Origin of the sequence: Paraeggerthella hongkongensis, assembly GCF_003726035.1 — a bacterium.
Lineage (GTDB): Bacteria > Actinomycetota > Coriobacteriia > Coriobacteriales > Eggerthellaceae > Paraeggerthella > Paraeggerthella hongkongensis.
This window is the reverse complement of the sequence record NZ_QICD01000014.1, coordinates 33,066-56,271: the sequence shown is the minus strand read 5'-3', so window position 1 is coordinate 56,271 and position 23,206 is coordinate 33,066. Positions and strand designations below refer to the sequence as shown.

21 protein-coding genes are annotated in these 23,206 nt (G+C 62.5%); all 21 read left to right on the top strand.

Features of this window, described 5'->3' with window-relative positions:
* Window positions 1-65: 65 nt before the first annotated feature.
* Complete coding sequence (locus DMP08_RS07965; RefSeq protein ID WP_123192395.1) at window positions 66-5,576, top strand: DUF4430 domain-containing protein; 5,511 nt, start codon at window positions 66-68, stop codon at window positions 5,574-5,576.
* The gene (locus tag DMP08_RS07960) at window positions 5,569-6,348 is read left to right on the top strand and encodes a DUF4430 domain-containing protein (protein ID WP_161555445.1); all 780 of its coding nucleotides are present in this window, start codon (window positions 5,569-5,571) and stop codon (window positions 6,346-6,348) included. Before DMP08_RS07965 ends, DMP08_RS07960 begins: the two co-directional genes overlap by 8 nt.
* Before the next feature lie 226 nt (window positions 6,349-6,574).
* The gene (locus DMP08_RS07955; RefSeq protein ID WP_123192393.1) at window positions 6,575-7,471 is read left to right on the top strand and encodes an energy-coupling factor transporter transmembrane component T; all 897 of its coding nucleotides are present in this window, start codon (window positions 6,575-6,577) and stop codon (window positions 7,469-7,471) included.
* Entirely contained in the window at window positions 7,459-8,928 is a 1,470-nt protein-coding gene (locus DMP08_RS07950; protein ID WP_123192392.1) for an ABC transporter ATP-binding protein, read from the top strand. Before DMP08_RS07955 ends, DMP08_RS07950 begins: the two co-directional genes overlap by 13 nt.
* Entirely contained in the window at window positions 8,925-9,659 is a 735-nt protein-coding gene (locus DMP08_RS07945) for an ECF transporter S component (RefSeq protein WP_123192391.1), read from the top strand. The genes DMP08_RS07950 and DMP08_RS07945 overlap by 4 nt, the downstream gene beginning before the upstream one ends.
* Window positions 9,660-9,716: 57 nt before the next feature.
* Window positions 9,717-10,325, top strand: a complete 609-nt coding sequence (locus tag DMP08_RS07940) for an L-threonylcarbamoyladenylate synthase (protein WP_123192390.1) — start codon at window positions 9,717-9,719, stop codon at window positions 10,323-10,325.
* Window positions 10,326-10,420: 95 nt separating this feature from the next.
* Window positions 10,421-11,404: an alpha/beta hydrolase gene (locus tag DMP08_RS07935; RefSeq protein WP_123192389.1), complete on the top strand. Its 984-nt coding sequence runs from the start codon at window positions 10,421-10,423 to the stop codon at window positions 11,402-11,404.
* Window positions 11,383-12,879 carry a glycerol kinase GlpK gene (gene glpK, locus DMP08_RS07930; protein ID WP_123192388.1) on the top strand — a complete coding sequence of 499 codons (1,497 nt, stop codon included), beginning with the start codon at window positions 11,383-11,385 and terminating at the stop codon, window positions 12,877-12,879. Before DMP08_RS07935 ends, glpK begins: the two co-directional genes overlap by 22 nt.
* Before the next feature lie 16 nt (window positions 12,880-12,895).
* A complete protein-coding gene (gene rpiB / locus DMP08_RS07925; RefSeq protein WP_123192387.1) occupies window positions 12,896-13,336 on the top strand; it encodes a ribose 5-phosphate isomerase B in 441 nt (146 codons plus the stop codon).
* Between the two features lie 68 nt (window positions 13,337-13,404).
* Entirely contained in the window at window positions 13,405-14,661 is a 1,257-nt protein-coding gene (glyA, locus tag DMP08_RS07920; RefSeq protein ID WP_123192386.1) for a serine hydroxymethyltransferase, read from the top strand.
* Window positions 14,662-14,673: 12 nt separating this feature from the next.
* A complete protein-coding gene (gene upp / locus DMP08_RS07915; protein ID WP_123192385.1) occupies window positions 14,674-15,318 on the top strand; it encodes a uracil phosphoribosyltransferase in 645 nt (214 codons plus the stop codon).
* Between the two features lie 178 nt (window positions 15,319-15,496).
* Window positions 15,497-15,958, top strand: a complete 462-nt coding sequence (locus DMP08_RS07910) for a deoxycytidylate deaminase (protein ID WP_123192384.1) — start codon at window positions 15,497-15,499, stop codon at window positions 15,956-15,958.
* A 240-nt stretch (window positions 15,959-16,198) separates the two neighbouring features.
* Window positions 16,199-16,480, top strand: coding sequence for a hypothetical protein (locus DMP08_RS07905; RefSeq protein ID WP_114566795.1), 282 nt, complete (start codon window positions 16,199-16,201; stop codon window positions 16,478-16,480).
* A gap of 18 nt (window positions 16,481-16,498) precedes the next feature.
* Window positions 16,499-17,269 carry a F0F1 ATP synthase subunit A gene (gene atpB / locus DMP08_RS07900; protein ID WP_114566796.1) on the top strand — a complete coding sequence of 257 codons (771 nt, stop codon included), beginning with the start codon at window positions 16,499-16,501 and terminating at the stop codon, window positions 17,267-17,269.
* A 122-nt stretch (window positions 17,270-17,391) separates the two neighbouring features.
* Window positions 17,392-17,610, top strand: a complete 219-nt coding sequence (gene atpE / locus DMP08_RS07895; protein WP_123192383.1) for an ATP synthase F0 subunit C — start codon at window positions 17,392-17,394, stop codon at window positions 17,608-17,610.
* A 116-nt stretch (window positions 17,611-17,726) separates the two neighbouring features.
* A complete protein-coding gene (gene atpF, locus DMP08_RS07890) occupies window positions 17,727-18,284 on the top strand; it encodes a F0F1 ATP synthase subunit B (protein WP_420541192.1) in 558 nt (185 codons plus the stop codon).
* A complete protein-coding gene (atpH, locus tag DMP08_RS07885) occupies window positions 18,274-18,852 on the top strand; it encodes an ATP synthase F1 subunit delta (RefSeq protein ID WP_123192381.1) in 579 nt (192 codons plus the stop codon). The genes atpF and atpH overlap by 11 nt, the downstream gene beginning before the upstream one ends.
* Window positions 18,846-20,420 carry a F0F1 ATP synthase subunit alpha gene (gene atpA, locus DMP08_RS07880; protein WP_181792552.1) on the top strand — a complete coding sequence of 525 codons (1,575 nt, stop codon included), beginning with the start codon at window positions 18,846-18,848 and terminating at the stop codon, window positions 20,418-20,420. The genes atpH and atpA overlap by 7 nt, the downstream gene beginning before the upstream one ends.
* A gap of 12 nt (window positions 20,421-20,432) precedes the next feature.
* A complete protein-coding gene (atpG, locus tag DMP08_RS07875; protein ID WP_114566801.1) occupies window positions 20,433-21,338 on the top strand; it encodes an ATP synthase F1 subunit gamma in 906 nt (301 codons plus the stop codon).
* The gene (gene atpD, locus DMP08_RS07870) at window positions 21,339-22,790 is read left to right on the top strand and encodes a F0F1 ATP synthase subunit beta (protein WP_123192380.1); all 1,452 of its coding nucleotides are present in this window, start codon (window positions 21,339-21,341) and stop codon (window positions 22,788-22,790) included. It begins immediately after the preceding gene.
* On the top strand, window positions 22,791-23,195 hold the full coding sequence (gene atpC, locus DMP08_RS07865; protein WP_123192379.1) for an ATP synthase F1 subunit epsilon: 405 nt from the start codon (window positions 22,791-22,793) through the stop codon (window positions 23,193-23,195). It abuts the gene before it with no gap.
* The last annotated feature ends 11 nt before the right edge of the window (window positions 23,196-23,206 follow it).

The following is a 23,206-nucleotide window of genomic DNA, read 5'->3' as shown; positions in this document are numbered from 1 at the left end:
AGCCAGATGAGGCGAAGTCGGAACACCCATCCATCGCAGCAAGCCCTGGAAGAGAGGTGCCGACGATGATCGGTCTTCAGTTGGCGCGCGTGGGTACGCGCTCCGTTCGAGAGAGGTCGAACACGCCTTTGTCAGCCGTTTCGGTTGCAAGCGTTTCGGAGAGATTTCTAGCTGTACTTCTGGCCGTGGCCCTGGTCGTGTCCCTGGTTCCCGGCATCGCCTGGGCGCAGCCGGGCGGTGCACACGTTTCGGTTGCTGAAGAGCGCGCTCTTGCCGGGTCTGGCGAATCGAGCGAGGGCGGTTCGACTGGGCCGATGGATTCGCTGGGCTCGGTGGACCGCACCGAGACCCTTCCGAATGCCGAAGCGGGCGAGCCTTTCGATATCGGAGGAGGATCGACGGTCAATCGCGGGCTGGCTGGCGACGCGGTTCCCTCCGAGAACGCGTTGTCGAACGAGGATGGAAGCATCCAGCCCAGTGCTCTGGACTCTTTGGAGGAGACCTCATCGTCGGACTCTTCCGAACCCTCTACCTCCCGGGCTGTTTCAAACGTCGACGGCGTACTCGTCAAAACCGCATCGGGTGCGAACCTCCCCTCCAAGTTGGGCGCGGGTTTGGAGATCAAGGCATGGGCGTTCGTCGATACGGAAGAGGTTGAAGTCGGCGATTACGCTGGTATTTCGTTTCAGTGGTATCGGGGCGGTACGCAGGTTTCGTATGCACCAAACGCTTTAATCTACAAGAATTACGCTCCGATTGATGGGGCAAATGCTCGGACGTACCTTTTGGCCGACGCCGACGCCGGCTCGTTCCTCGCCGTCAAGGTCACCTTGGCCAACGGCGTCGAAAAGTGGTCTTCTTCGTCAACTCCCAAGGTCACAGACGGCAAGGCGGACCTTGCATCGGTCGAGATCGAAGGTACGGCCAAGCAAGGTAACGCCCTTACGGCCATTGCGCATGATGCCGCGAGCGGAACTGCCGTGGAATCGGGCGTTGCGTATCGTTGGTTGGTCGGGGATGCGGTTGACGGCGAGTTCCACGAGCTTTCCGGAGCGCGGGGATCTTCGCTCGAGCTTACGCCGTCAGAAGTTGGCAAGTACGTCAAGGTGGAGGCGTCGTCTCGCAACGAGGTCGTCTCTCCAGCGGTCGGTGCGGTGATCGCGGCCGGTTCTGCGGAGAACGAGGCTCGCGTGGCCGCTGCGATCACGGCTCTCGAAAAAGATGGCTTGCGCGGGTACTATCCGAATCCGAAGTACGGTACGGACTCCAATCTCAACCGCATGATCGAATCGCGCCTGTCCGAACTCGGGTTCGACGGCGTGTCGACGCGCGTTTCGGCTGCGGCGTTCTCGGGAGTCGACCCGAAGCAGCAAGGCTCCGTCGATGTTTCCGAAGGTTCGGATAACGGCGCGATCACGTATTTCTTCCTGGCTCCCGATGCAAAGACGGTTTCGTTCGATTATTCGGTGTTGCGGCAGTTCAAACCTACCTATGCATTGACGTTTGGCGATGCGACGGGGTTCTATACGCCTTCGCGTGCATCGTCTTTGGCATGGGACGATGCTCGGGTTCTTGCGTATCTGGAAGGCCAAGCTGCTAACGTCTCTCTTGACGAGGGCATCAAGACGGGCTCGATACCCGCGTCGGTCCTCAAGGTAGGTCTTCCTACGGAGGTGCGCGTCGGATCCGCCAAGACGGCGACGATTAGCTGGTCGTCGTCTGATTCGGCGGTCGCGAAGATCGCGAACGGTTTTGACGGCAATTACAACCAGACTGCGACGGCGGTATTCTCGCATACGGCGGTTCCTCGGTCAGTTACGTTGACGGCGACGTACGAGTTGCAGGTTCCCGGTTACGGAAGCGGCCCCGGTGTTTCGTATCGAACGACTTTCGATATGGTGGTCGAGCAAAAATCGGGCGCTGAAGTCGATGATATCAAGAAGCAGCTTGCGAACGTGCTGAAACGGGCGAAGGTTGTCGATGCGGCATCGGGCGGCAGCGTTCAGGCGAGTGCTGTTGACGGCGATGTGAAGTTTTCGACACCGCGTTCGCTGGGCGTGGACGGCAAGGTGTACAAGCTATCCTACGTTTCAAGCGACGAGGATTTCTTGAAGGTCAACGGATACCGAGGCGTCGTGACGCGCTCCCTTGAAGGGGAGCCTATCCGTACGGTTGAGGTTTCAGCGAGTTTGACCTACGATGGCGTGACCGTCTCGAGGGAGCTGGGGGCCTATACGCTCAAGCCCGTGTCTTCTGACGAGCTGGAACAGGCCGTCGGATTCATGAACGACGTTGCAGCGGCGTACGGCCAGGCGCTTTTGGGGCAGAATGCTTCCGCTGACCAGGTGACGGTCGACCTCGATACGTTCATGGAGGTTAGTCGTGCAGCCGACGGCTCTCTTGCATGGGCTCGCTCTATTGACCAGATGACGGACCAGGGCATTGTCCCGGACGATATTCCCGGATACGACCCGATGGGTAGCCAAAAGTGGCGTACGTTCAGGTCGTCGGACGCCGGTGTGCTTGAAGATGAGATTCTGCGCGCCAACCGTCCTGACTACGATCGCCGCGTTGCGGTCGATTCGGTGCTCACCTACAAAGCGTACGAATCCCTGGCGGCTGCACATCCGGAAAACCGTGACCTGCAGTCGCTTGTGAAGCGGCCTGTTCAGGCGGAGTTCACGGTGGCGGGAACGAAGGGCCAGACGGATCCCTTCGTCACGGCGACGTGCTCCATCATAGGCATGGACAAGCACGGCAATCGTCAGACGTGGGCGGCAGCTGAGCCGTTCACGCTGGACAACGGCTCGAAGGCGTCCGGTTTGACCGAGGCGTTGCTGACTAAGACGGGGATTTCCGCCAACATCGATAGAAAATGGGGTTGGTACCTCGAATCCGTCACGTCTCCTTACGATGCGGGCCAGAATCTCAGCTGGGACCAGGCTACGGGCAGGTTCTGGCAGATGTTCGTCAATGGTTCGGCTGCGACGGCGGGCGCCAACGGGTACGAGCTGAAGCCCGGCGACAGCGTAATCTGGTGTTATTCCGCCGAAGGGGAAGAGGCCCCTGTCGACCAGCTTTCGGCCACGTGCTCGGTTGTTGGCGTGGATGCTGACGGAGCTGTGCAGACCTGGGCTGCCGATGCGACGTACGCGATGCCGAAGGGAGCCACGGCGGCCGATCTGTCCGAGCGGCTGTTTGCGGACGCGGGTCTTAAGACTGATATCGCAACTTCATGGGGCTGGTATTTGAAATCCATAACGTCGCCTTACGATGCGGGCCAGAACCTCGGCTGGGACCAGGCTACGGGCAGGTTCTGGCAGCTGTTCGTCAATGGCGAGGTCGCCCAGGAGGGCGCGAATGGGATCACGCTGCAAGCTGGCGATCGAGTGGTTTGGTACTACTCCGCAGATGGCGCCGTGCTGCCCAGCAGTGTTGCCGCCTCGTGCGAAGTCGTAGGCATGGACGCTTCCGGCAATCCTCAGGTGTGGGCGGCTTCCTCTCGCTATGCCATGGTGGAGGGTGCCACGATGGCCGACCTGAGTGATCAGATGTTCGTAAAAACGGGCTTAAAGGCCATGGTCGACACTTCCCAGAGTTGGTATCTACAGAGCCTGGTCTCGCCTTACGACGGTCGCACGCTCGGCCGGGACCAAGTCACGGGCAGGTTTTGGCAGCTGTTCGTGAACGGCGAAGTCGCTCAGAAGGGTGCGGGCGAAATCAAGATTGAGTCCGGCGACCAGGTGGTCTGGTACTACTCGGCATTGGGTTCGTCTCTGCCGACCGCAGGCGAGGTCGTCATTGAGCCCAGTGCCTCGCGGCCCAGCTACGACTCCTTTTGGCCACAGTTCGGCGCCGGGTCGGCTCTGACCAACGTCATCACGCCCGCCGAGTCGGCCGATTTGCTTTGGTCCTTCGACTACAAGACCGTGACCTCGGCTGAAGGGGTGTCGGATCCGCTGGTTGTCAACGGCGATATCTATCTGGTGTCGGGCGGTATTCTCATGAAGATAGATGCCGCAACGGGAAGACCTACGGCATCGGCCACCGTCGGAAGCGCGAACCGCTATTTCTGCCGTCCGGCGTACGCCGATGGCTTGATTGTGATCCCTACTGACGACGGTCGCTTGGCTGCGTTTACTGCCAACGCACTTGCGTGCGTGTGGCGTACCGAATCGCTTGGCGCATCGGATGGTTCTGTCAGCTATCAGGCGCTTTCCACGCTCACGGTGAACGGGGGCTATGCATACGCCGGGTTTACGCAGCCGGGAGCCGCGAACTCCACGGGCACGGCGGGCGCGCTTGTGTGCGTGCGCATGAGTGACGGAAAGCTGATGTGGGCGAACAAGGGTGTCACGTCGAGCAGCGGAAAGCCCGAGGGCTACTATTGGGCGGGTGCTGCTGCATCCGGATCGGACATCGTGATCGGCGACGAATCGGGGGCAGTCGTTTTGATCGAGGGGGATACGGGCAAGGTGAAGTCTTCGGTCTCGCTTGGCGCCCCGTGTCGCTCGACCATTGTATCGGTTGGCGATGGGAGAACGTTGCTGGCCGTGACGAGCGACGGCGTGCTGTATAAGATCGTTCGCGAGGGCGATGCGCTCTCGGTTGCGGGCCGCGTTTCGTTTGCTCGATCCTCCACATCGACGCCCGTCGTATCGAACGGCACGGTGTTCGTGTGTGGTGCGGACGCCGATGGCTACGGGACGCTGTCCTTGATCGATCTGGCCGGCATGTGCGTCGATCGTACGGTGGTCGGCGGCCTTGGCGCGGCGCAGGGTTCCCCGCTGGTGTCGATCCAGGGCGACGGCACGTATGCGTACTTCACGTGCAACGGGTTGCCGGGCGGCGTGTACGCGTACCGGGTGGGCGATGCCGCTGCATACGCTTTGTACACGCCTGCGGGACCGCAGCAGAACTACTGCACGGCATCCGTCATTGCGGACGAGGAGGGCAATCTGTACTACACCAACGATGCCGGCGTCCTGTTTGCACTCAAAGGCCGGGCTGGCTTTCGAGTGACGTTTGATTCCATGGGCGGGTCTTTCGTGCCTTCTGGCATGGCGGTCAAGGACAAGCCCATCGTGCAGCCGGCTGATCCGTCGCGCGACGGGTACTCGTTCGGCGGATGGTTCGTAGATTCCGCGTGTACGCGAACCTGGGATTTCGAAACGCCGGTCGATGGCGATATGACGTTGTACGCCCGATGGGTCACGAACGCTCGCCCGGGCGGGGTTGGTGGATCGGGAGACGAGTCAAATGGGACGTCGGGCTCCTTCTGGGCATCTTCTGGGGCGCCGGGTGCGGCTCATGCTCCGCTTGTGCGGCAATCATCTGGCAAAGTTGGCGGGCGGACCGACAAGGTTGCCAAGGAGGCCTCGTCCCCGAACGGGGAGTCCGGTCCAGGGAACACTCGGGTGGCGGAACCGAACGGCGAGGACGCTGCGGGCGTGGCTCGTAACGGCGTGAACCCTTGGGCTGCAGGAGGTCTTATGCTTGGCATGGCCGGTCTTGTGGGAGCTGTGGCTTATGGTGCCGTAGCGCGCCGCCGCACGAAGGGCGATGGCAATGCTTGATCAAGATAAGCTTTGCGACGAAGACGCGCGACGTGCGACAACTGCGGCTCGTACGGACGACAGCCAAGAGATGCGTTTTCAAGCGCCCGTTGCTCCTAGTCGAGCTGCCCTTTCTGTTCGGCAAAAGACCATCGTGGGCATCGTTGGCATTCTGTCGGTGCTTCTCATCGGATGCTCGGCGGTGTTTTTGTGCGCATCTCCCGTCGATTCGCCCGCCCCTTCTTCCGATCCTGCATCGAAAGAGCAGGATGCAGGGCTTGTCGTTGATGCTGGTTCGGAGGGTTCCGCGCGCCAGAGCGAGGGACCGGGGGAAAGCCAGGGCGACGCTGCTTCTCCGGGTGAAACCTCCGAGGCCCCCGCTGCTCAAGAGCCTGCTCTTGCAGAAGGGGCGGGGGCTTCGGCGGGAGGTCCGGATCTCTCGGGATCTTTCAAGGAAGAAGCTTCTGGGGGCGGCTCCAATCAATCGGTCGTCACCGTTTCGGTATATGTGGAATCGTCGGCCGTGGGCAACCCGGTATCGGGCGGTGCCACGGCAACCTTTGCCCAAGGGGCAACGGTGTACGATGCGCTCATGGCATGTGGCTTTTCTGTCAATGCGTCGACGTCTCCGTTCGGCGTGTATGTGAGCGCCGTCGGCGGCCTGGCCGAGAAGGAGCATGGGGGAGGAAGCGGCTGGAAGTACTCGGTTAACGGCGAGGTTCCCATGATGGCGTGCGACAAGTACGCGCTGAACGATGGGGATGTCGTTTCGTGGTTCTACGTGACGGGTTGAGTTGCTGATTTTCAGCCGGACGCCTTTTCTTCTTCGTTGAAAGGGCGTCCGGTTTCGTGTGCTATCCTAGCTGCTTCGGATGAGGGCGGCTCGGCGGTCGAAAGGCGAGGTGGGACATTGTTCAGTCGGAAGGTTTCGATCATTCTTGCGATCATCGCATTGGCTTCTGCGGTGCTTCTTGTCATCTCGCTGTTCTTCACGGTGGGCAAGTAGGGGTGCGAGCCTGGTGAAAAGCACGGCGTTCGACCTGTTTCATCCCGTGGTCGCGTTAACGTACTTCTCCATCCTGCTTGTTATGAGCATGGCGGCGATGCAGCCCGTGTACCTTCTGGTGTCGCTTGCGGCTGCGCTCGCTCTTGGCGCGGTGCTGCGCGGCGCTCGTGCCGTCGTTCGCTCCCTCGCATGGCAGCTTCCCCTTGTGGCGGTCGTCGCGCTGGCGAACCCGCTGTTCTCGGCCTCCGGGTACACCGAGTTGTTCCGCATCGGAGCGCGGGCGTTCTACCTGGAAAGCTTCGTGTACGGTGCGTGCATGGGCGTGATGCTGGCAAGCGTGCTGATCACGTTTTCAAATGCTTCGCGCGTGTTGACGTCCGACAAGATCATGGCTTTGTTCGGCGGTGTCGTGCCCACGGTAGGGCTTATGATATCCATGACGGCGCGCTTGGTGCCCCAGTTCGTTCGGCGCGGAAGCGCTATCGAAGGCGTTGCGCGCGCATGCACGGCCGCCCGTCCGGCTGCATCGACGTTGCCCGATGCGACGAAGAGCGCGAGCCGTCGCCTTCGATTTCGCGAGCACATGCGCTTGACCTCGGTCCTTATGGGGTGGAGCATGGAGGATTCGCTTGAAACCGCCGACGCCATGAAGGCGCGCGGCTGGGGCGCCGCACCGAAGCGCACCACCTATGCGCGCTTTCGTTTCCGTCGCCTTGACGCATGCGCGCTCGCGTTTCTCATAGTGGTTGGCGCGAGCGCGGCCGTCGCCGCCTGGGCGGCGTGCGTCCAATTCAGGTTCTACCCGTCTATCACCGGCTTCGCCTCGTGGTGGAGCTACGTCCCCTATGTACTGTTCGCGGTTTTGCCGCTGGTTATGGAAGTAAGGGAGCGGATCGTATGGAGGTCGTAACCGATCGGCTCGCCGTCGAGACGCGCGGGTTCTCCTTTTCGTATCCCGATGCCGCAGCATCGATCGGACCGCTTGATTGGCGGGTGTCCGAAGGGGCGTTCCAGCTACTGGTCGGGGCGACCGGCAGCGGAAAGACCACGCTGCTGCGCTGCTTGAAACAGGCTATCTCGCCTGTTGGGACGAAGAGCGGAAAGCTCAAGGCGTTCGGCGTTCCCGTTGAGGACATGGACGCGTTCGCGGCGGCTTCGCACGTAGGCTACGTTGCCCAAAGCCCCGAGAACCAGATCGTGTGCGACGCCGTGTGGCACGAGCTTGCCTTCGGGTTGGAAAACTTGGGCGTTTCGCAGGACCAGATGCGCCGTCGCGTGGCCGAGGTCGCGCATTTCTTCGGCATCGAGCCGTGGTTTCGGCGCCAGGTGTCCGAGCTTTCGGGGGGTCAGAAGCAGATGCTCACGCTGGCCAGCGTCCTTGCCATGCAGCCCCGGCTGCTGCTGCTCGACGAGCCGACGGCCCAGCTTGACCCGGTGGCGGAGAAGAACTTCCTGCACGCGCTTTTCCGCGTGAACCGCGAGCTGGGGATCACGGTGGTGGTTGCCACGCATGCACCCGAATCCATGGCCTCGTACGCCACCGATGCCGTGGAGTTGCGCGATGGTCGGATAGAGGAGGTTTCGCTCGATCGTTTCACGGCGCGACCGCTTCGCCTTCCAGATGCTGGACGCGCCGTTGAAACGGGGCGCCCAGCGCGCGCGGTCGATCCTGTCGTGGCGCTGAACGACGTGCGTTGCCGTTACGGGCGCGACGCCGATTGGGTGCTGCGCGGCATGGATTTGAGCGTGCGTCCGGGGTGCGTGCATGCGCTGGTGGGAGGAAACGGCAGCGGGAAGTCGACGCTGCTGCGCCTGGTCGCCGGCGTGCTGAAGCCTGAACGGGGCAACGTGACCAATCGCCTGTCGTCCCGACAGGCGCTTCTTCCGCAGGATCCGAAAGCCCTGTTCGCGTGCGACAGCGTGGATGAGGAGCTGCGGGAATGGCAGGGTTCGTGCGGATTCTCGGACAGCGACGTGTCCGCCGCGCTCGAGCGGTTCGACCTGACGCCCTGCACGGCAAGCCACCCGTACGATCTGTCGGGCGGGCAGCAGCAAAAGCTCGCGCTGGCCAAGCTCTTGCTGACCGATCCCGATCTGCTGTTGCTCGACGAGCCCACGAAGGGCCTCGACGCGTCGTCGAAGGCCGCGATGGCTGAAGCGGTGCTCGATCGGGTTCGAGCGGGCGCGACGGTGCTTATGGCCACGCACGATCTGACCTTTGCGGCTCTTGTTGCCGACGAGGTCACCATGCTGTTCGACGGCGAGGATGCCTGCACGGAGCCTGCTGGTTCGTTTTTCGAGGGGAATTTGTTCTACCGGCCTTCCGAGGACGCGTTCGCGTGCCTATACGAAGGCGGCTCGCGATGAACGCTTCGAAAGGGAAGGCGCATCGCGTTTTGGCGGCGCTTGAGGTTCCGGCCTTGGTTGCCGTTCCCTGCGTGCTTGTCGCGTGCGCGTATTTCGGCATCGAGCAGGGGGCGCTTTTGACGGTTGCGGTCGCATGCGTTGCGGTCGCGGTGTTCTTCGCGGGGTTTGAGACGTCCCGTCCGCCGCTTCGCCAGGTCATGCCCACGGTAGTGCTGGCTGCGCTGGCGGCTGCGGGCCGCATCTTGTTCGCGCCCTTTCCCGACTTCAAGCCGGTTTCGGCCATTTGCATTCTCGCGGGGGCCGTGTTCGGTCGGCGCAGCGGCTTTCTGGTGGGGGCGCTGGCTGCGCTCGTGTCCAACTTCTTTTTCGGCCAAGGGCCGTGGACGCCGTGGCAGATGTACGCGTGGGGCCTGGTCGGATACGTGGCCGGCGTGCTAGCCGATCGGGGCTGGCTCGATCGGACGGTCGTGCTGTGCGCTTACGGGTTCGCTTCCTCCTTGGCGTACGGGCTTGTCCTCAACAGCTGGTACGTTGTGGGTTTCGTCCATCCCGTGACGCTTCCCGCCGTAGCGGTCGCTTTCGCCGCTGCGATTCCCTTCGACGTCGCGCACGGCGTTGCCACGGTTTTGTTTCTGCTGGCGCTCTATGCGCCTTGGCGCAAGAAACTTGAGCGTATCAAGTGCAAGTACGCCCTGGTGGATGCTGGTTTCGGCACGTCTCGTCCATCGTGATACAATGCAAGCTTCCCTAGGCGGCGGCTTCACCCTGAACAGCAAGGAAGTGTTTCCATGGCTCGAGGAACTGGTTCTTTCGACGATGCGGTTGCGGCGCTGCGGCGCGCAGACGCGATCATCTTTCCCACGGACACGGTGTACGGACTGGGCGTTGCCGTTGATGCGGCGGATACGCCGGAGGTGCTCTATCGTTTGAAGGAGCGCGACCGCGGCAAGCCCATCGCATGGCTGGTCGGCAGCGCGGACGACCTCGACCGCTACGGCGAAGGCGTTCCCGATATAGCCCGCACGCTTGCGCGAACGTACTGGCCGGGCCCGCTCACCCTCATCGTGAAGGCGAACGGTCGTGTTCCCGAAGCGTTCCAATCCGCCGAGGGGACCATCGGCTTGCGCATGCCCGACAACTCGGTTGCGCTCAAGCTCATCGTTGAAGCCGGCTGCCCGCTTGCCACTACTTCCGCGAACCTGTCGGGCTGCGCGTCTCCATGCTCGTACGAAGCCATCGACCCGGCATTGGCCGCGCGCGTGCGCGCGATCGTGGCCGACGAGAACGACGCCGACAAAAGCGGTCTTGCCTCGACCGTCCTCGACTGCACGCGCGATCTGCCCGTTGTGGTGCGCGAAGGGGCCGTCACCGCCGAGGACGTCCGGAGTTTCCTTTAATTCAGACGTGCGTTTCGCTCGCGCGAAACCCGGTCTTCACCCTTCTTGTTGCAGGATGGGTATAATGGAGGAAACTCCTGGGGAGGGGATACAGCATGGGAATCGAAACGACCGTTGCGCCCGTGGGCTTTCTTTCGAACGACGAAACGTCCACCATCAGGGGCTTGGTCTGGAAAGCTTCCGAAACAAGGGGAAGCGCGCGCGTCATCTCTTCTCCGCGCGGCATCGTGCAGATCGTGCACGGCATGGCCGAGCACGTGGAGCGCTACGACGAGTTCGCGCGCTACCTGGTAAGCCGCGGCTACGTGGTGTGCGCTGCCGACCACATCGGGCACGGCAAAAGCGCTCCCGACGCGGAAAGCCTGGGGCACATGCCCGTCGACGGCAAGGAAATCCTGATCGAAGACGTGCACGAGCTGCGCAAAACCGTCACCGCGCGCTACTCCCGTCAAACGCCCTACATCCTGTTCGGGCATTCCATGGGCAGCTTCATCGCGCGTGCCTATCTAGCGCGCCATGGCGAAGGCGTGGCGGCCGCCGTGCTGTGCGGCACCGGCCAGCAGCCGTACCTTCTCTCGAAAGCCGGCAACGCCTTGGCCCGGCTGATCGCGCGGTCGAAGGGGCCGGAGTACCGCAGCGCGTTTCTGGACGGCATGGGCGCGGGCGGCTTCGCCAAGAAGATCGAAAACCCCCGCACGCCTTACGACTGGCTGTCCACCGATCCCGCCGTCGTCGACGCCTTCTTGGCGGACGAGCTGTGCGGCGCCATGTTCTCGGTCGGCGCGTACGCCACCCTTACCGACCTGACCGGGGAAGTGGTCACCATGGCCTGCGCATCGAAGGTTCCGAAAGATCTGCCCGTGCTGTTCGTCGCCGGCGCGCAAGACCCGGTGGGCGCGTGCGGCAAGGGCGTGCAGGCGGCGGCCGACCTGCTGCGACGGGCGGGCGTCAAGGACGTGACGGCGACGTTGTACGAAGGCATGCGCCACGAGATACTGAACGAGCCCGGTCGGGCGCAGGTCTATGCCGAAGTAGCCGATTGGATGGAGGAGCACGCATGCGATCAACCTACGTCGTAGCGCTCGATCAGGGGACCACCTCGTCGCGCGCCATGCTCATCGACGGGCAGGGCTCTGTCGTCGATGCGGTGCAAAACGCGTTTCCCCAGCTGTATCCGCAGCCCGGTTGGGTGGAGCACGATCCGCGCGACATCCTGTCGTCGCAGCTGGGAGCGTTCACCGAACTGCTCGTGTCGAACAACTTGGGACCAAGCGACATCGCCTGCATCGGGATCACGAACCAGCGCGAAACCACGGTGGTGTGGAACCGCGAAACGGGCGAGCCGGTGTTCAATGCCATCGTATGGCAATGCCGTCGCACGGCTCCCATCATCGACGAGCTGTGCGCCGATGCCGAAGTCGCGCGCGAGATCGCGCGCAAGACCGGCCTGGTTCCCGATGCGTACTTCTCTGCAAGCAAGGTGAAGTGGATCCTGGACAACGTGCCCGGCGCCCGTGAGGACGCTCGGGCGGGCAAGCTCGCCTTCGGCACGGTGGACAGCTGGCTTATCTGGGTGCTGACGCAGGGGCAGGTCCACGCCACCGACGTGACGAACGCCAGCCGCACCATGCTCTTCGACATCCACGAGATGCGCTGGGATCCTTGGCTGCTCGACCTGTTCGACGTGCCGGCCTCGATGCTTCCCGAAGTTCGCCCTTCGTCGGGCGACTTCGGCCGCACGGCCAACGCCGGCATCGCTCCGGGCATTCCCATCTGCGGCGTGGCGGGCGATCAGCAGGCGGCGCTTTTCGGCCAGTGCTGCTTCGAGCCCGGCCAGGCGAAGAACACCTACGGCACCGGGTGCTTCCTGCTCATGCACACGGGCGGCGAAGCGTGCGCATCCTCCCACAACCTGATCACCACGGTTGCGGCGTCCGCGCCCGGCGCGCCGGGTCCCGAGTACGCGCTCGAAGGCAGCGTGTTCATGGCCGGCGCGCTCATGCAATGGCTGCGCGACGAGTTGGGACTGATCGAGAACGTGGGGGAGACCGCGGCTTTGGCGCGCAGCGTGGAGAGCACGGGCGGCGTCTACATCGTGCCCGCGTTCACGGGCTTGGGCGCTCCGTATTGGGACGCCGATGCGCGCGGGGCCGTGTACGGGCTGACGCGCGGAACCACCCGTGCCCATTTCGTGCGTGCCGCGCTCGAGTCCTTGGCCTACCAGGTGCACGATCTTGCGGTGGCCATGGAGGCGGACGCGGGCGTGCCCCTTTCCGTGTTGAACGTGGACGGCGGGGCCTCCGCCAACGATTTTCTCATGCAGTTCCAGTCAGATGTGTTGCGCACGCCGCTGCGTCGACCGCAGAATGCGGAGACAACGGCTTTGGGGGCGGCTTATCTTGCCGGCTTGGCCGCCGGCTTCTGGAGCGGAATCGAAGAGCTGCGCGGCTTGCGCGCGTCCGACAAGCGCTACGAGCCGTGCATCGAGGATGCGCGCCATGCGGTTTTGCTGGAGGGTTGGGCCAAGGCCGTCCGCCGCACGATGATGGACTAACGAAAGGGCTTATTACATGAAGATCAGCATCGCAAGCGATCACGCGGGATTCGAGCAGAAGCAGCAGCTCGTGGACTACCTGGCCTCGCAGGGCCACGACGTCATCGACCGCGGCCCCGACACCGACGATCGCGTCGATTATCCCGATTACGCGGCGCTCGTCGCGCATGACGTCGTCGACGGGTTGGCCGAGCGCGGCGTGCTCGTATGCGGAACCGGCATCGGCATGGCCGTGGCCGCGAACAAGGTGGCGGGCGTCCGAGCCGCCAACATCGTGTCCCCCGAATTCGCTGCGCTGTGTCGCGAGCACAACGACGCGAACGTCATCACGCTGTCCGGCCGCTTCGTCGAGCCGGGCGTCAACCAGGCTATCCTCGACGCGTTCCTGTCCACCGCGTTCGGCGGCGGGCGCCATGCGGGTCGCGTGGAAAAGATCGCCGCTCTCGAGATCGGCTAGCTTGGCTGGATCTTACGCACGCCCGTTGTGCTAGCATAGCCCCGAAACAGCCCAGCGAAAGGAATACCATGGCTCTTTCCTACGTATCTCAAACCGATCCCGTCGTTGCGGACGCGCTCCGTCAAGAGCTTGCCCGCGAACGCGATTCCGTGGAGCTCATCGCATCGGAGAACTTCACGTCTCCTGCTGTTATGGAGGCCGTGGGCAGCGTGCTCACGAACAAGTACGCCGAAGGCTACCCGCGCAAGCGCTACTACGGCGGCTGCGAGAAGGTCGACATCGTCGAGGACCTGGCGCGCGACCGCGCCTGCGAGTTGTTCGGGTGCCAGTTCGCCAACGTCCAGCCCCATTCCGGCGCGAATGCGAACCTTGCCGCCTACTTCTCCATCATCAAGCCGGGCGACACCATCTTGGGAATGAGCCTTGACCAGGGCGGCCACCTCACGCATGGCAGTCCCGTGAACTTCTCGGGTCGTCTGTACCATGTGGAAGCGTACGGCGTCGATCCCGAAACCGAGACGATCGATTACGACGCGCTCGAGGCCAAGGCCAAGGAATGCCGTCCGCAGGTGATCGTCGGCGGCGCGAGCGCCTACCCGCGCGTCATCGATTTCGAGCGCATGGCCGCCATCGCCCGCGAGGTGGGAGCGTACTTCATGGTGGACATGGCCCATATCGCCGGCCTGGTGGCCGCGGGCGCGCATCCCAGCCCCGTGCCGCATGCCGACATCGTGACCTCCACCAGCCACAAAACGCTGCGCGGCCCGCGCGGCGGCTTCATCCTGACCAACGACGAAGAGCTGTACAAGAAGATCAACAGCGCCGTGTTCCCCGGTGCGCAGGGCGGTCCGCTCATGCACGTGATCGCCGGCAAGGCCGTGGCCTTCGGCGAGGCGCTGGCCCCTTCGTTTGCCGCCTATATCGACCAGGTGGTGGAGAACGCGCGCGTGCTCGGCCAGGGCATGATGGACGGAGGGCTGCGCCTGGTGTCCGGCGGCACCGACAACCATCTGTGCCTGGTGGACCTGACCGCCGCCGACGTCACGGGCAAGGATGCCGAGAAACTGCTCGAGGGCGTGGGGTTGACGGTGAACAAGAACTCCATTCCCAACGAGCCGCGCAGCCCCTTCGTCACGAGCGGCATACGCGTGGGCAGCGCTGCCGCCACCACGCGAGGCTTCACCGCTGACGATTTCTACCAGGTGGGCCAGCTCATCGCCGCAACCGTGTTCAACGCGAGCGACGAGGCGAAGCTCGCTGACGTACGCGCGAAGGTGGAAGCCATGCTGGCCGCCCATCCGCTGTACCCGGAACTTACCTACTAGGAGCATTGATTCATGGCGAAAGAATACGAACGCGTCACCATCGTCGATCATCCCATGGTGCAGCATAAGCTGTCCATTCTTCGCGACAAGGAGACGTCGTCCAAGCAATTCCGCGAACTGGTCAAGGAGCTGGCGCTGTTCGAGGGCTACGAGGCCACGCGCGATCTCCCGCTTTCCGACGTGCAGGTGGAAACCCCCATCTGCACGGCCACGTGCCGAGCCATCAGCGGCAAGAAGCTGGCCATCGTTCCCATCCTGCGCGCCGGTTTGGGAATGGTGGACGGCGTGCTCGATCTGGTGCCCGCCGCTCGCGTGGGCCATCTGGGCATGTACCGCAACGAGGAGACCCACAAGCCGGTGGCGTACTACGCCAAGCTGCCGGAGGATATCGCCGAGCGCAACGTCATCGTGGTGGATCCCATGCTGGCCACGGGCGGTTCCGCTGCCGCAGCGGTGGAGTACCTGCGCTCCATCGGCGTGACCGGCACCATCAAGGTCATGGTCATCGTGGCCGCTCCGGTCGGCATCGAGTGTCTGCTCGCAGCCGACGACGACGTGCATGTGTTCACGTGCGCCGTCGATGACGAGCTCAACGAAGCGGCGTACATCGTGCCCGGCCTGGGCGATGCCGGCGACCGCATCTTCGGCACCAAGTAACGTTGCGCCGTCCTGCCGGACGGCGGAACTGCTCGACGCTGCGAAGCGTCGATGCGCCCGATCTCGCCCCTTTTTCGCTTGCCCTCACGTGCAAAAGCACGCTCGGCCGCAAAACGGGGCGATCTCGGACACCTCGACGCTTCTCGCTGACTTTGCTGGACCAGGAAGGATGAAAACCATGACCGAGCCGCTCGATCATCGTCCCAGTTGGGACGAGTACTTCATGAAGCTGGCGAACGAGGTGGCCACCCGCACGACATGTTTGCGAAGAGGGGTGGGTGCGGTTATCGTGAAGGACCGCCGCATCTTGTCGACCGGTTACAACGGCGTGCCCACCGGCATGCGCCACTGCGCCGAAACGGGGTGCCTGCGCCAGCAGCTCGGCGTGCCCAGCGGCCAGCGCCACGAGATCTGCCGGGGCCTGCACGCCGAGCAGAACGCCATCATCCAGGCGGCGCGCTACGGCATCAACATCACGGGCGCATCCATCTACATCACCACGCAGCCATGCGTCGTGTGCGCCAAGATGCTCATCAATGCGGGCATCGAGGAGATCGTGTACCAGAATCCGTATCCCGACGAGCTTGCCATGTCCATGCTCGAGGAAGCGGGCATGAAGCTTCGCATTTTCGAAGGCTAAAAGATCCCCGGCGGCTTGAGCTGTCGGGGATCCTCCTCATCGGCGTCTGAAGAATATTCAGTTTCGCCTACCGCTGACGCTTGATTTATGCATTTTTTTAGCCGGTTTATGCTTCCGCTCACCAAAAAATTGTAGGTTTCTGTTACCTTATCGTAAGAGGAGCAGGAAATTCCGTTATCATGCATAGCGGTTTTTAATTGGTAGGATGCGCAAGCGTGCGCGTGAATGGGAAAGCGGGTTATGGTAGGAGCGATTGTTCTGGGGGCGTTGTCGGGAATCGCGGGCTTTTTGCCTTTGATCTTCGGGCTTCGCATGACAAAGCGGGTCACCAAAACCAGTAACTTGGGGCACATGGGCATTCTGCTGCTCAGTGTATTCGCTTCGTTCCTCATCTTGTTCGCCACCGTCATGGCCTGCATCGTATTCGCTCGCGAGCTTGTGCTTTCGTTTGCTTTGGCCGAGGTGCTGGCGCTGAGCGTCGCAGCTATCGGCTTCGGTGTGGTGAAGTTGGTCCGGAAGTAGAACGGAAAGGTTAGTTACGTGAATCCACTTGAAATCCTTGCGCAGGATGCTGTCCACCTTCAGCACTCGTTCGACTCGACGTTCGTGTTCGGGGGAGTGACGCAGTACACCCTGTACATGATCCTGTGCTTCATCATCACCCTGGTGGTGGTGCTGACGGTGGGAAGGCGTCTTACGCTGGTTCCCAAGAGTAAGTTCGCCAATATGGTCGAGTACGGCTACGAGTTCGTGAAAAAGGATATGGGTGAGGGCGCTATCGGTCATGGTTACAAGAAGCACCTGCCGTTCTTGGCTACGATGTTCTTCTTCATCTTGATCTGCAACTTCGTGGGCCTTATCCCGGGATCGAAGGCCGCTACCGGATCGATCAGCATCACGTGGGCGCTGGCTGCCATTTCGTTCGTGTACTTCAACTACTGGGGCATCAAGGCTCATGGCGGCTGGGGCTACATCAAGTCCATCGCGCCGTCCGGCCTGCCGAAGGTCATGGTCCCGGTCATCTGGTTCTTCGAGTTCATCTCCCTCGTGCTGCGCGTGCTCACGCTGGCTGTGCGACTCTACGGCAACATGTTCGCCGGTCACATGGTTCTGGGCATCTTCGCGTTGGCTACGAGCGTGTTCATCAGCGCGGGCCTGCAGGGCGACTTCCTGTTCTTCTTGCCGCCGGTCGGCTGGATGGCGCTGCTCATCGCCATGTACGCGCTTGAGGTTCTGGTCGCGTTTCTGCAGGCGTACGTGTTCACCACGCTGTCGGCCGTGTACATCAGCCTGGCAACGAGCGAGCACTAGGCCCGTCGCCGCCCGCGAGCGCGGCATTCTATTTCGGTTACTTGGTCGGCTCGGATGGTCGGCTAGGGAATAAAGCAGGAGGTTTCGGGGAGGTCTCGAAACCGTGTAAAAGGAGGAACCAAGTGGATATCGTTCTCGTACTCTCGGCTCTCAAAGTCGTCGGCTACGGCCTTGGCGCCATCGGCCCTGGCATCGGCATCGGCATCGCCTGCTACGGCTGCTGCGTCGCTACCGCTCGCCAGCCCGAACTGCAGGGTCGTATGTTTACGAACTTCATCATCGGCGCTGCTCTTGCCGAGGCTCTGGCCCTCATCGGCCTTGTTGTCGCCTTCATCATGTAGCCAGGCCTTATTCGGAACCAATAGCCGGATACAGGCTCAAAGGAGGTTACGTAGTGAAAGTTAGAGCGAAAAAAGCAACGGCCCTCTCGGGTTCCGCCGTGCTCGCCGCCGGCAGCATGACGTTTGCTTTTCCTGCGCTCGCGTTTGCTAGCGAAGGGGAGGACGCTGCGGGAATCAGCGCGATTCTGCCGAACATGGTGGAATTCGTCCCGATGCTCATCGCCTTCCTGGTGCTGTGGTTCGTGCTGGCCAAGTTCGGCTGGCCGAAGTTCAACGACATGCTCGAGAAGCGCGAGCAGACCATCAAGGAGTCCCTTGAGAAGTCTGAGCAGGCGCGCATCGAGAGCGAACGCGTGCTGGAAGAGTACAAGTCCCAGCTGGAAGATGCGAAGACCCAGGCTGCTCAGATCGTTGCAGACGCGAAGAAGACCGGCGAGGCTGTGAAGGCGGACATCACCGCCAAGGCGCAGTCCGAGGCCACCGTCATGATCGAGAAGGCGCATGCCGCCATCGAAGCTGACAAGAAGGCCGCTATCTCCGAGCTTCAGGGTTCGGTTGCCGACCTGTCCGTCGCCGTTGCATCCCGCTTGATCGGCGAGGATCTGGGCGATGCCGAGCATCGCAAGATCATTGAGCGTTACGTGAACGAGGCGGGCAGTTTCAATGCCAACTAACCGCCATGTTCAAAGGGAAAAGGTCGCGACGTATGCGTCCGTCCTCTTGGATGGCGCGTACGTTGCAGGCGGCCAGGATGCCGCTCTGGAAGTTCGCGACCAGGCTGAGCGCATTATTCGCATCGTGCGTTCGAACATGGAACTCTCCGACGCTTTGGAGGACAGCTCCTATACGCCCGAGCAGAGGAACGAGCTTGCGCGCAGCGTCTTTGCGCAGGCGAATCCTGTTCTCGTGGATGTTCTGGCCGTCATGGCGGAACGCGGGGACTTCGCGTTGCTGTCGCGCGTATGGGCTAGCTATGGAGAGGCTCTCGAACGCAAGTTGAACGTTACCGTCGTCGATGTCACGACCGTCGTCGAGCTGGACGATCATTTGCGCGAGGTCATTGTAAAGAAAACGCAAGCCGACCTGGGGACGAACGTGGTGCTGCGAGAGCACATCGACCCGTCTCTGCTCGGCGGCATATTGATGAGTGCAAACGGCAAGCGAATCGACGCCAGCGTCAAGTCGCAGTTGGAAAGCGCTCGCAACGTGCTCAAACTATCAACAGATGGAGGTGAATGCTAGTGACTGAAATCACCGCACAGTCTATTGACGATGCACTGCGCAAGCAGCTTGATGCGTTGAACACGAGCGTCGAATCTCGCGAGGTGGGTACCGTCATCCAGGTGGGCGACGGCATCGCGCGCGTCGACGGCCTGAAAGACGCCATGGCGGGCGAGCTCCTCGAATTCGTGGGTTCCAACGGCCAGACCGTGTACGGTATGGCTCAGAACCTCGAAGAGGACGAAGTCGGCGCCGTGCTGCTTGGTGACGTCACCGCAATCAAGGAAAACGATCAGGTCAAGACCACTGGTCGTATCGTGGAGATCCCGTCGGGCAAGGGTATGCTCGGCCGCGTGGTGAACCCGCTCGGCATGCCTATCGACGGCAAGGGCCCCATCAAGGCCGACGGCATGCGCCCGGTCGAGTTCAAGGCCCCCGGCGTTATTCAGCGCCAGCCCGTTGAGGAGCCGATGCAAACCGGTATCCTGGCTATCGACTCGATGATCCCCGTTGGCCGCGGCCAACGCGAGCTGATCATCGGCGACCGTCAGACCGGCAAGACGGCCATTGCGGTTGATGCCATCATCAACCAAAAGGGCAAGGACATGATCTGCATCTACGTCGCTATCGGCCAGAAGGCGTCCACGGTCGCCGGCCTGGTGGAGACGCTGGAGCGCCATGGCGCCATGGAGTACACGATCATCGTGAACGCCTCGGCTTCCGACTCCGCTCCGCTGCAGTACATCGCCCCCATGGCGGGTGCCGCCATCGGCGAGTACTTCATGTACAACGGCGAGGACGGCAAGCCGGCTTCCGCCGACAACCCGGGCCGTCACGTGCTGTGCATTTACGACGACCTGTCCAAGCAGGCTGTGGCCTATCGTCAGATGTCGCTGACGCTGCGCCGCCCGCCGGGACGCGAGGCGTATCCGGGCGACATCTTCTACCTGCACTCTCGCTTGCTCGAGCGCGCGGTCAAGATGTCCGATGAGTACGGTGCGGGCTCCCTCACGGCTCTGCCCGTGATCGAGACGCAGGCTGGCGACGTGTCCGCCTACATCCCGACCAACGTCATCTCCATCACCGACGGTCAGATCTTCCTGTCCACCGACCTGTTCTTCCAGGGCCAGCGCCCCGCTGTCAACGTCGGCATTTCCGTGTCGCGCGTTGGCGGTTCCGCGCAGGTCAAGGCTATGAAGCAGGTTGCCGGTACGCTGCGTCTCGACCTGGCCGCCTATCGCGAGTTGCAGGCGTTCACGCAGTTCGGCAGCGACCTGGACAAGGCCACGCTGGACCAGCTGAACCGCGGTGCTCACATGACCGAGCTCTTGAAGCAGGGTCGTTACGTGCCGATGCCCGTCATGGACCAGGCCATCGCCATCTACTCGGGTGCGCGCGGCTACCTTGACGACATCCCGGTGTGCGACGTCGTCCGCTTCCGCGGCGAGCTGCTCGACTACATCCACGCCTCCAAGGCGGAGATCGTCGCGGCTCTCGAGAAGGAGCAGAAGTTCACCGATGCCATCGAAACCGACCTGAACGCTGCGATCGAGGCTTTCAAGCTGCAGTTCGCACCCACGGCTTCCTAAGGCAGGTAGACTATGCCCAACCTTCACGACATAGAACGGCGTATCAGCTCCGTCTCCTCGACGAAGCAGATCACGCGCACCATGGAGATGGTGGCGGCTGCGAAGATCCGTCGCGCCGGAGAGCGCGTCGCGGCTTCCACGCCTTACGCTGACTCCATGGTCGAAATGTTGGCCAACGTTGCCAAGCGTGTAGGTGGCTCTGAAAACGCGCTGCTGCGCAAGCACGACGAGGTCAAGAACGTGCTCGTAGTGGTCGTCGTGTCCGACCGCGGTCTGGCCGGCGGCTTCAACAGCAATGTGCTGCGGCACGTCGATCGCCTCATGAAGGACAAGCAGGCGGCGGGCGCGACCGTCGAGGTCGTCGCCTGCGGCAAGAAGGCCGTCGGGTACTACACCTACCGCAAGGTGCAGCCGGTGCTTTCGTTCGCGGATCTGTCCGCCGATCCTACGGTGGAAGAGGCTGCTTCGGTTGCCACTTTTGCCATCGACGGCTACGTGAACGGTGACATCGACGAGGTTATCGTCGTGTACAACCACGCGAAGAACGCTGCCGAGCAGCAGCTTCGCCAGGAGCTCGTGCTGCCCGTCGACACGGAGAAGCTCAAGGCCGAACTGGCTGACGACGGCGTAGCGGCCGACAGTGAAGCGAAGCCCGAGGGCGACGTGATCTTCGAGCCGAGCGCCGAGGCCGTTCTCGACCAGCTTCTGCCGGCTTACGTGCGCACGACGCTCTACCATGCGCTTATCGACTCGGCTGCTGCCGAGCAGGGCGCGCGTCGCAACGCCATGATGTCGGCGACGGAAAACGCTACCGAAATGGTCGAAACGTTGACCAGACTGTATAACCGCGTACGCCAGGGCGCTATCACGACCGAGATTTCGGAAATCGTCGGTGGCGCAGCGGCTTTGGAGGATTAAATGGCTGAACACATGTTTACTAAGGAGGAGATCGAAGCCAGCAAGGGCGCTGCCGGACGCATCGTGCGTATCGTCGGTCCTGTTGTTGACGTCGAGTTTCCTCCCGATCAGCTGCCGGCGATTTACAACGCGCTGACGGTTGATGCGAAGACCCCGGCGGGCGATATCCACCTCGTCCTCGAGGTCGAAACCCACCTGCCGGGCAACCTTGTCCGTTCGGTGGCTATGAGCTCGACGGACGGTCTTGTCCGCGGCGCTCAGGTTGTCGATACGGGCCACCCCATCATGATGCCCGTCGGCCCCGAGACGCTTGGTCGCATCTGGAACGTCATGGGCGAGCCCGTTGACGAGAAGCCGATGCCCGAGGTGTCCGGCTACATGCCGATTCACCGTCCGGCCCCGGACTACGACGAGCTGTCCACGACGACCGAGATCTTCGAGACCGGCATCAAGGCAATCGACCTGGTGGAGCCCTTCGTCAAGGGCGGCAAGACGGGCCTGTTCGGCGGCGCTGGCGTCGGCAAGACCGTTATCATCCAGGAGCTCATCAACAACCTGGCCCAGGAGCACGGCGGCACGTCGGTCTTCACGGGCGTAGGCGAGCGCACTCGCGAGGGTACTGACCTGTACCTCGAGATGAGCGACTCGGGCGTCATCAACAAGACCTGCCTGGTGTACGGTCAGATGAACGAGCCCCCGGGAGCGCGTCTGCGCGTGGGTCTGGCCGGCCTTACCGAGGCCGAGTACTTCCGTGACCAGGGCCAGGACGTTCTGCTGTTCGTGGACAACATCTTCCGCTTCACGCAGGCCGGTTCCGAAGTGTCCGCACTTCTGGGCCGCATGCCGTCCGCCGTTGGCTACCAGCCCACGCTGGCTACCGAGATGGGCGACCTGCAGGAGCGCATCACGTCCACGTCCACCGGCTCCATCACGTCGGTGCAGGCCGTGTACGTGCCCGCTGACGACTTGACCGACCCCGCGCCGGCCACGACGTTCACGCACCTCGATGCCAAGACGGTTCTGTCCCGTTCGATCTCCGAGCTGGGCATCTACCCGGCTGTCGACCCGCTGGAGTCCACCTCCCGCGCGCTCGACCCGCAGATCGTCGGCGACGAGCACTATCGCGTGGCCGTCGGCATCCAGGAGCTGCTGCAGAACTACAAGGACCTGCAGGACATCATCGCCATCCTTGGTATGGACGAGCTGTCCGAGGACCAGAAGAAGATCGTGAACCGCGCTCGTAAGGCGCAGCAGTTCTTCGGCCAGTGCTTCCACGTGGCCGAGCAGTTCACGGGCCTGCCGGGCAAGTACGTCAAGCTTGAGGACACCATCCGCTCCTTCGCCGCCATCCTGGACGGCGAGTGCGACGAGATCCCCGAGCAGTGCTTCCGCATGAAGGGCTCCATCGAGGACGTGTACGCTGCGTACGAAGCGATGAAGAAGGACGCGTAAATGGCTGGATTCATGTGCGACATCGTGACGCCGGTGGCGAAGCTGGTCTCCGAAGAGGCCGAGTTCGTCGTCGTGCCCGGCGTCGAAGGCGAGATGGGCTTTCTGCGCGGACATGCGCCGCTCGTGTCGGTGCTCGCCGACGGCGTGGCGCGCGTGACGGGAGCCTCTGACAAAGAGGTTAGGCACTACGCGCTGCAGGGCGGCTACGTGGAGGTCACGGACGACAAGGTTATCGTCTTGGCCGACCGCGCGCTCCCTGTTGCCGAGATCGATGCCGCGCAGGTGCGCGAGCAGCTGGCAGCCATCGAGGTCGAGCTTGCGGGTTTGGCCGAGGGAGATGCCGCCAAAACGACGCTTCATGCCGATAAGGCGTGGTGCGACGTGCAGCTGAAAGCTGTCGGCTAGGTCGCTTGAGG

Excerpts from the sequence above, each read along its gene's own strand:
- DMP08_RS07940 (WP_123192390.1), top strand. The coding sequence starts at position 9,717 with ATGGCTCGAGGAACTGGTTCTTTCGACGATGCGGTTGCGGCGCTGCGG.
- atpD (WP_123192380.1), top strand. The coding sequence starts at position 21,339 with ATGGCTGAACACATGTTTACTAAGGAGGAGATCGAAGCCAGCAAGGGC.
- DMP08_RS07910 (WP_123192384.1), top strand. The coding sequence starts at position 15,497 with ATGACCGAGCCGCTCGATCATCGTCCCAGTTGGGACGAGTACTTCATG.
- atpA (WP_181792552.1), top strand. The coding sequence starts at position 18,846 with ATGCTAGTGACTGAAATCACCGCACAGTCTATTGACGATGCACTGCGC.
- rpiB (WP_123192387.1), top strand. The coding sequence starts at position 12,896 with ATGAAGATCAGCATCGCAAGCGATCACGCGGGATTCGAGCAGAAGCAG.
- atpC (WP_123192379.1), top strand. The coding sequence starts at position 22,791 with ATGGCTGGATTCATGTGCGACATCGTGACGCCGGTGGCGAAGCTGGTC.
- DMP08_RS07905 (WP_114566795.1), top strand. The coding sequence starts at position 16,199 with ATGGTAGGAGCGATTGTTCTGGGGGCGTTGTCGGGAATCGCGGGCTTT.
- DMP08_RS07965 (WP_123192395.1), top strand. The coding sequence starts at position 66 with ATGATCGGTCTTCAGTTGGCGCGCGTGGGTACGCGCTCCGTTCGAGAG.
- atpH (WP_123192381.1), top strand. The coding sequence starts at position 18,274 with ATGCCAACTAACCGCCATGTTCAAAGGGAAAAGGTCGCGACGTATGCG.
- atpG (WP_114566801.1), top strand. The coding sequence starts at position 20,433 with ATGCCCAACCTTCACGACATAGAACGGCGTATCAGCTCCGTCTCCTCG.
- glpK (WP_123192388.1), top strand. The coding sequence starts at position 11,383 with ATGCGATCAACCTACGTCGTAGCGCTCGATCAGGGGACCACCTCGTCG.
- DMP08_RS07960 (WP_161555445.1), top strand. The coding sequence starts at position 5,569 with ATGCTTGATCAAGATAAGCTTTGCGACGAAGACGCGCGACGTGCGACA.
- DMP08_RS07935 (WP_123192389.1), top strand. The coding sequence starts at position 10,421 with ATGGGAATCGAAACGACCGTTGCGCCCGTGGGCTTTCTTTCGAACGAC.
- atpF (WP_420541192.1), top strand. The coding sequence starts at position 17,727 with ATGACGTTTGCTTTTCCTGCGCTCGCGTTTGCTAGCGAAGGGGAGGAC.
- upp (WP_123192385.1), top strand. The coding sequence starts at position 14,674 with ATGGCGAAAGAATACGAACGCGTCACCATCGTCGATCATCCCATGGTG.
- DMP08_RS07945 (WP_123192391.1), top strand. The coding sequence starts at position 8,925 with ATGAACGCTTCGAAAGGGAAGGCGCATCGCGTTTTGGCGGCGCTTGAG.
- glyA (WP_123192386.1), top strand. The coding sequence starts at position 13,405 with ATGGCTCTTTCCTACGTATCTCAAACCGATCCCGTCGTTGCGGACGCG.
- DMP08_RS07950 (WP_123192392.1), top strand. The coding sequence starts at position 7,459 with ATGGAGGTCGTAACCGATCGGCTCGCCGTCGAGACGCGCGGGTTCTCC.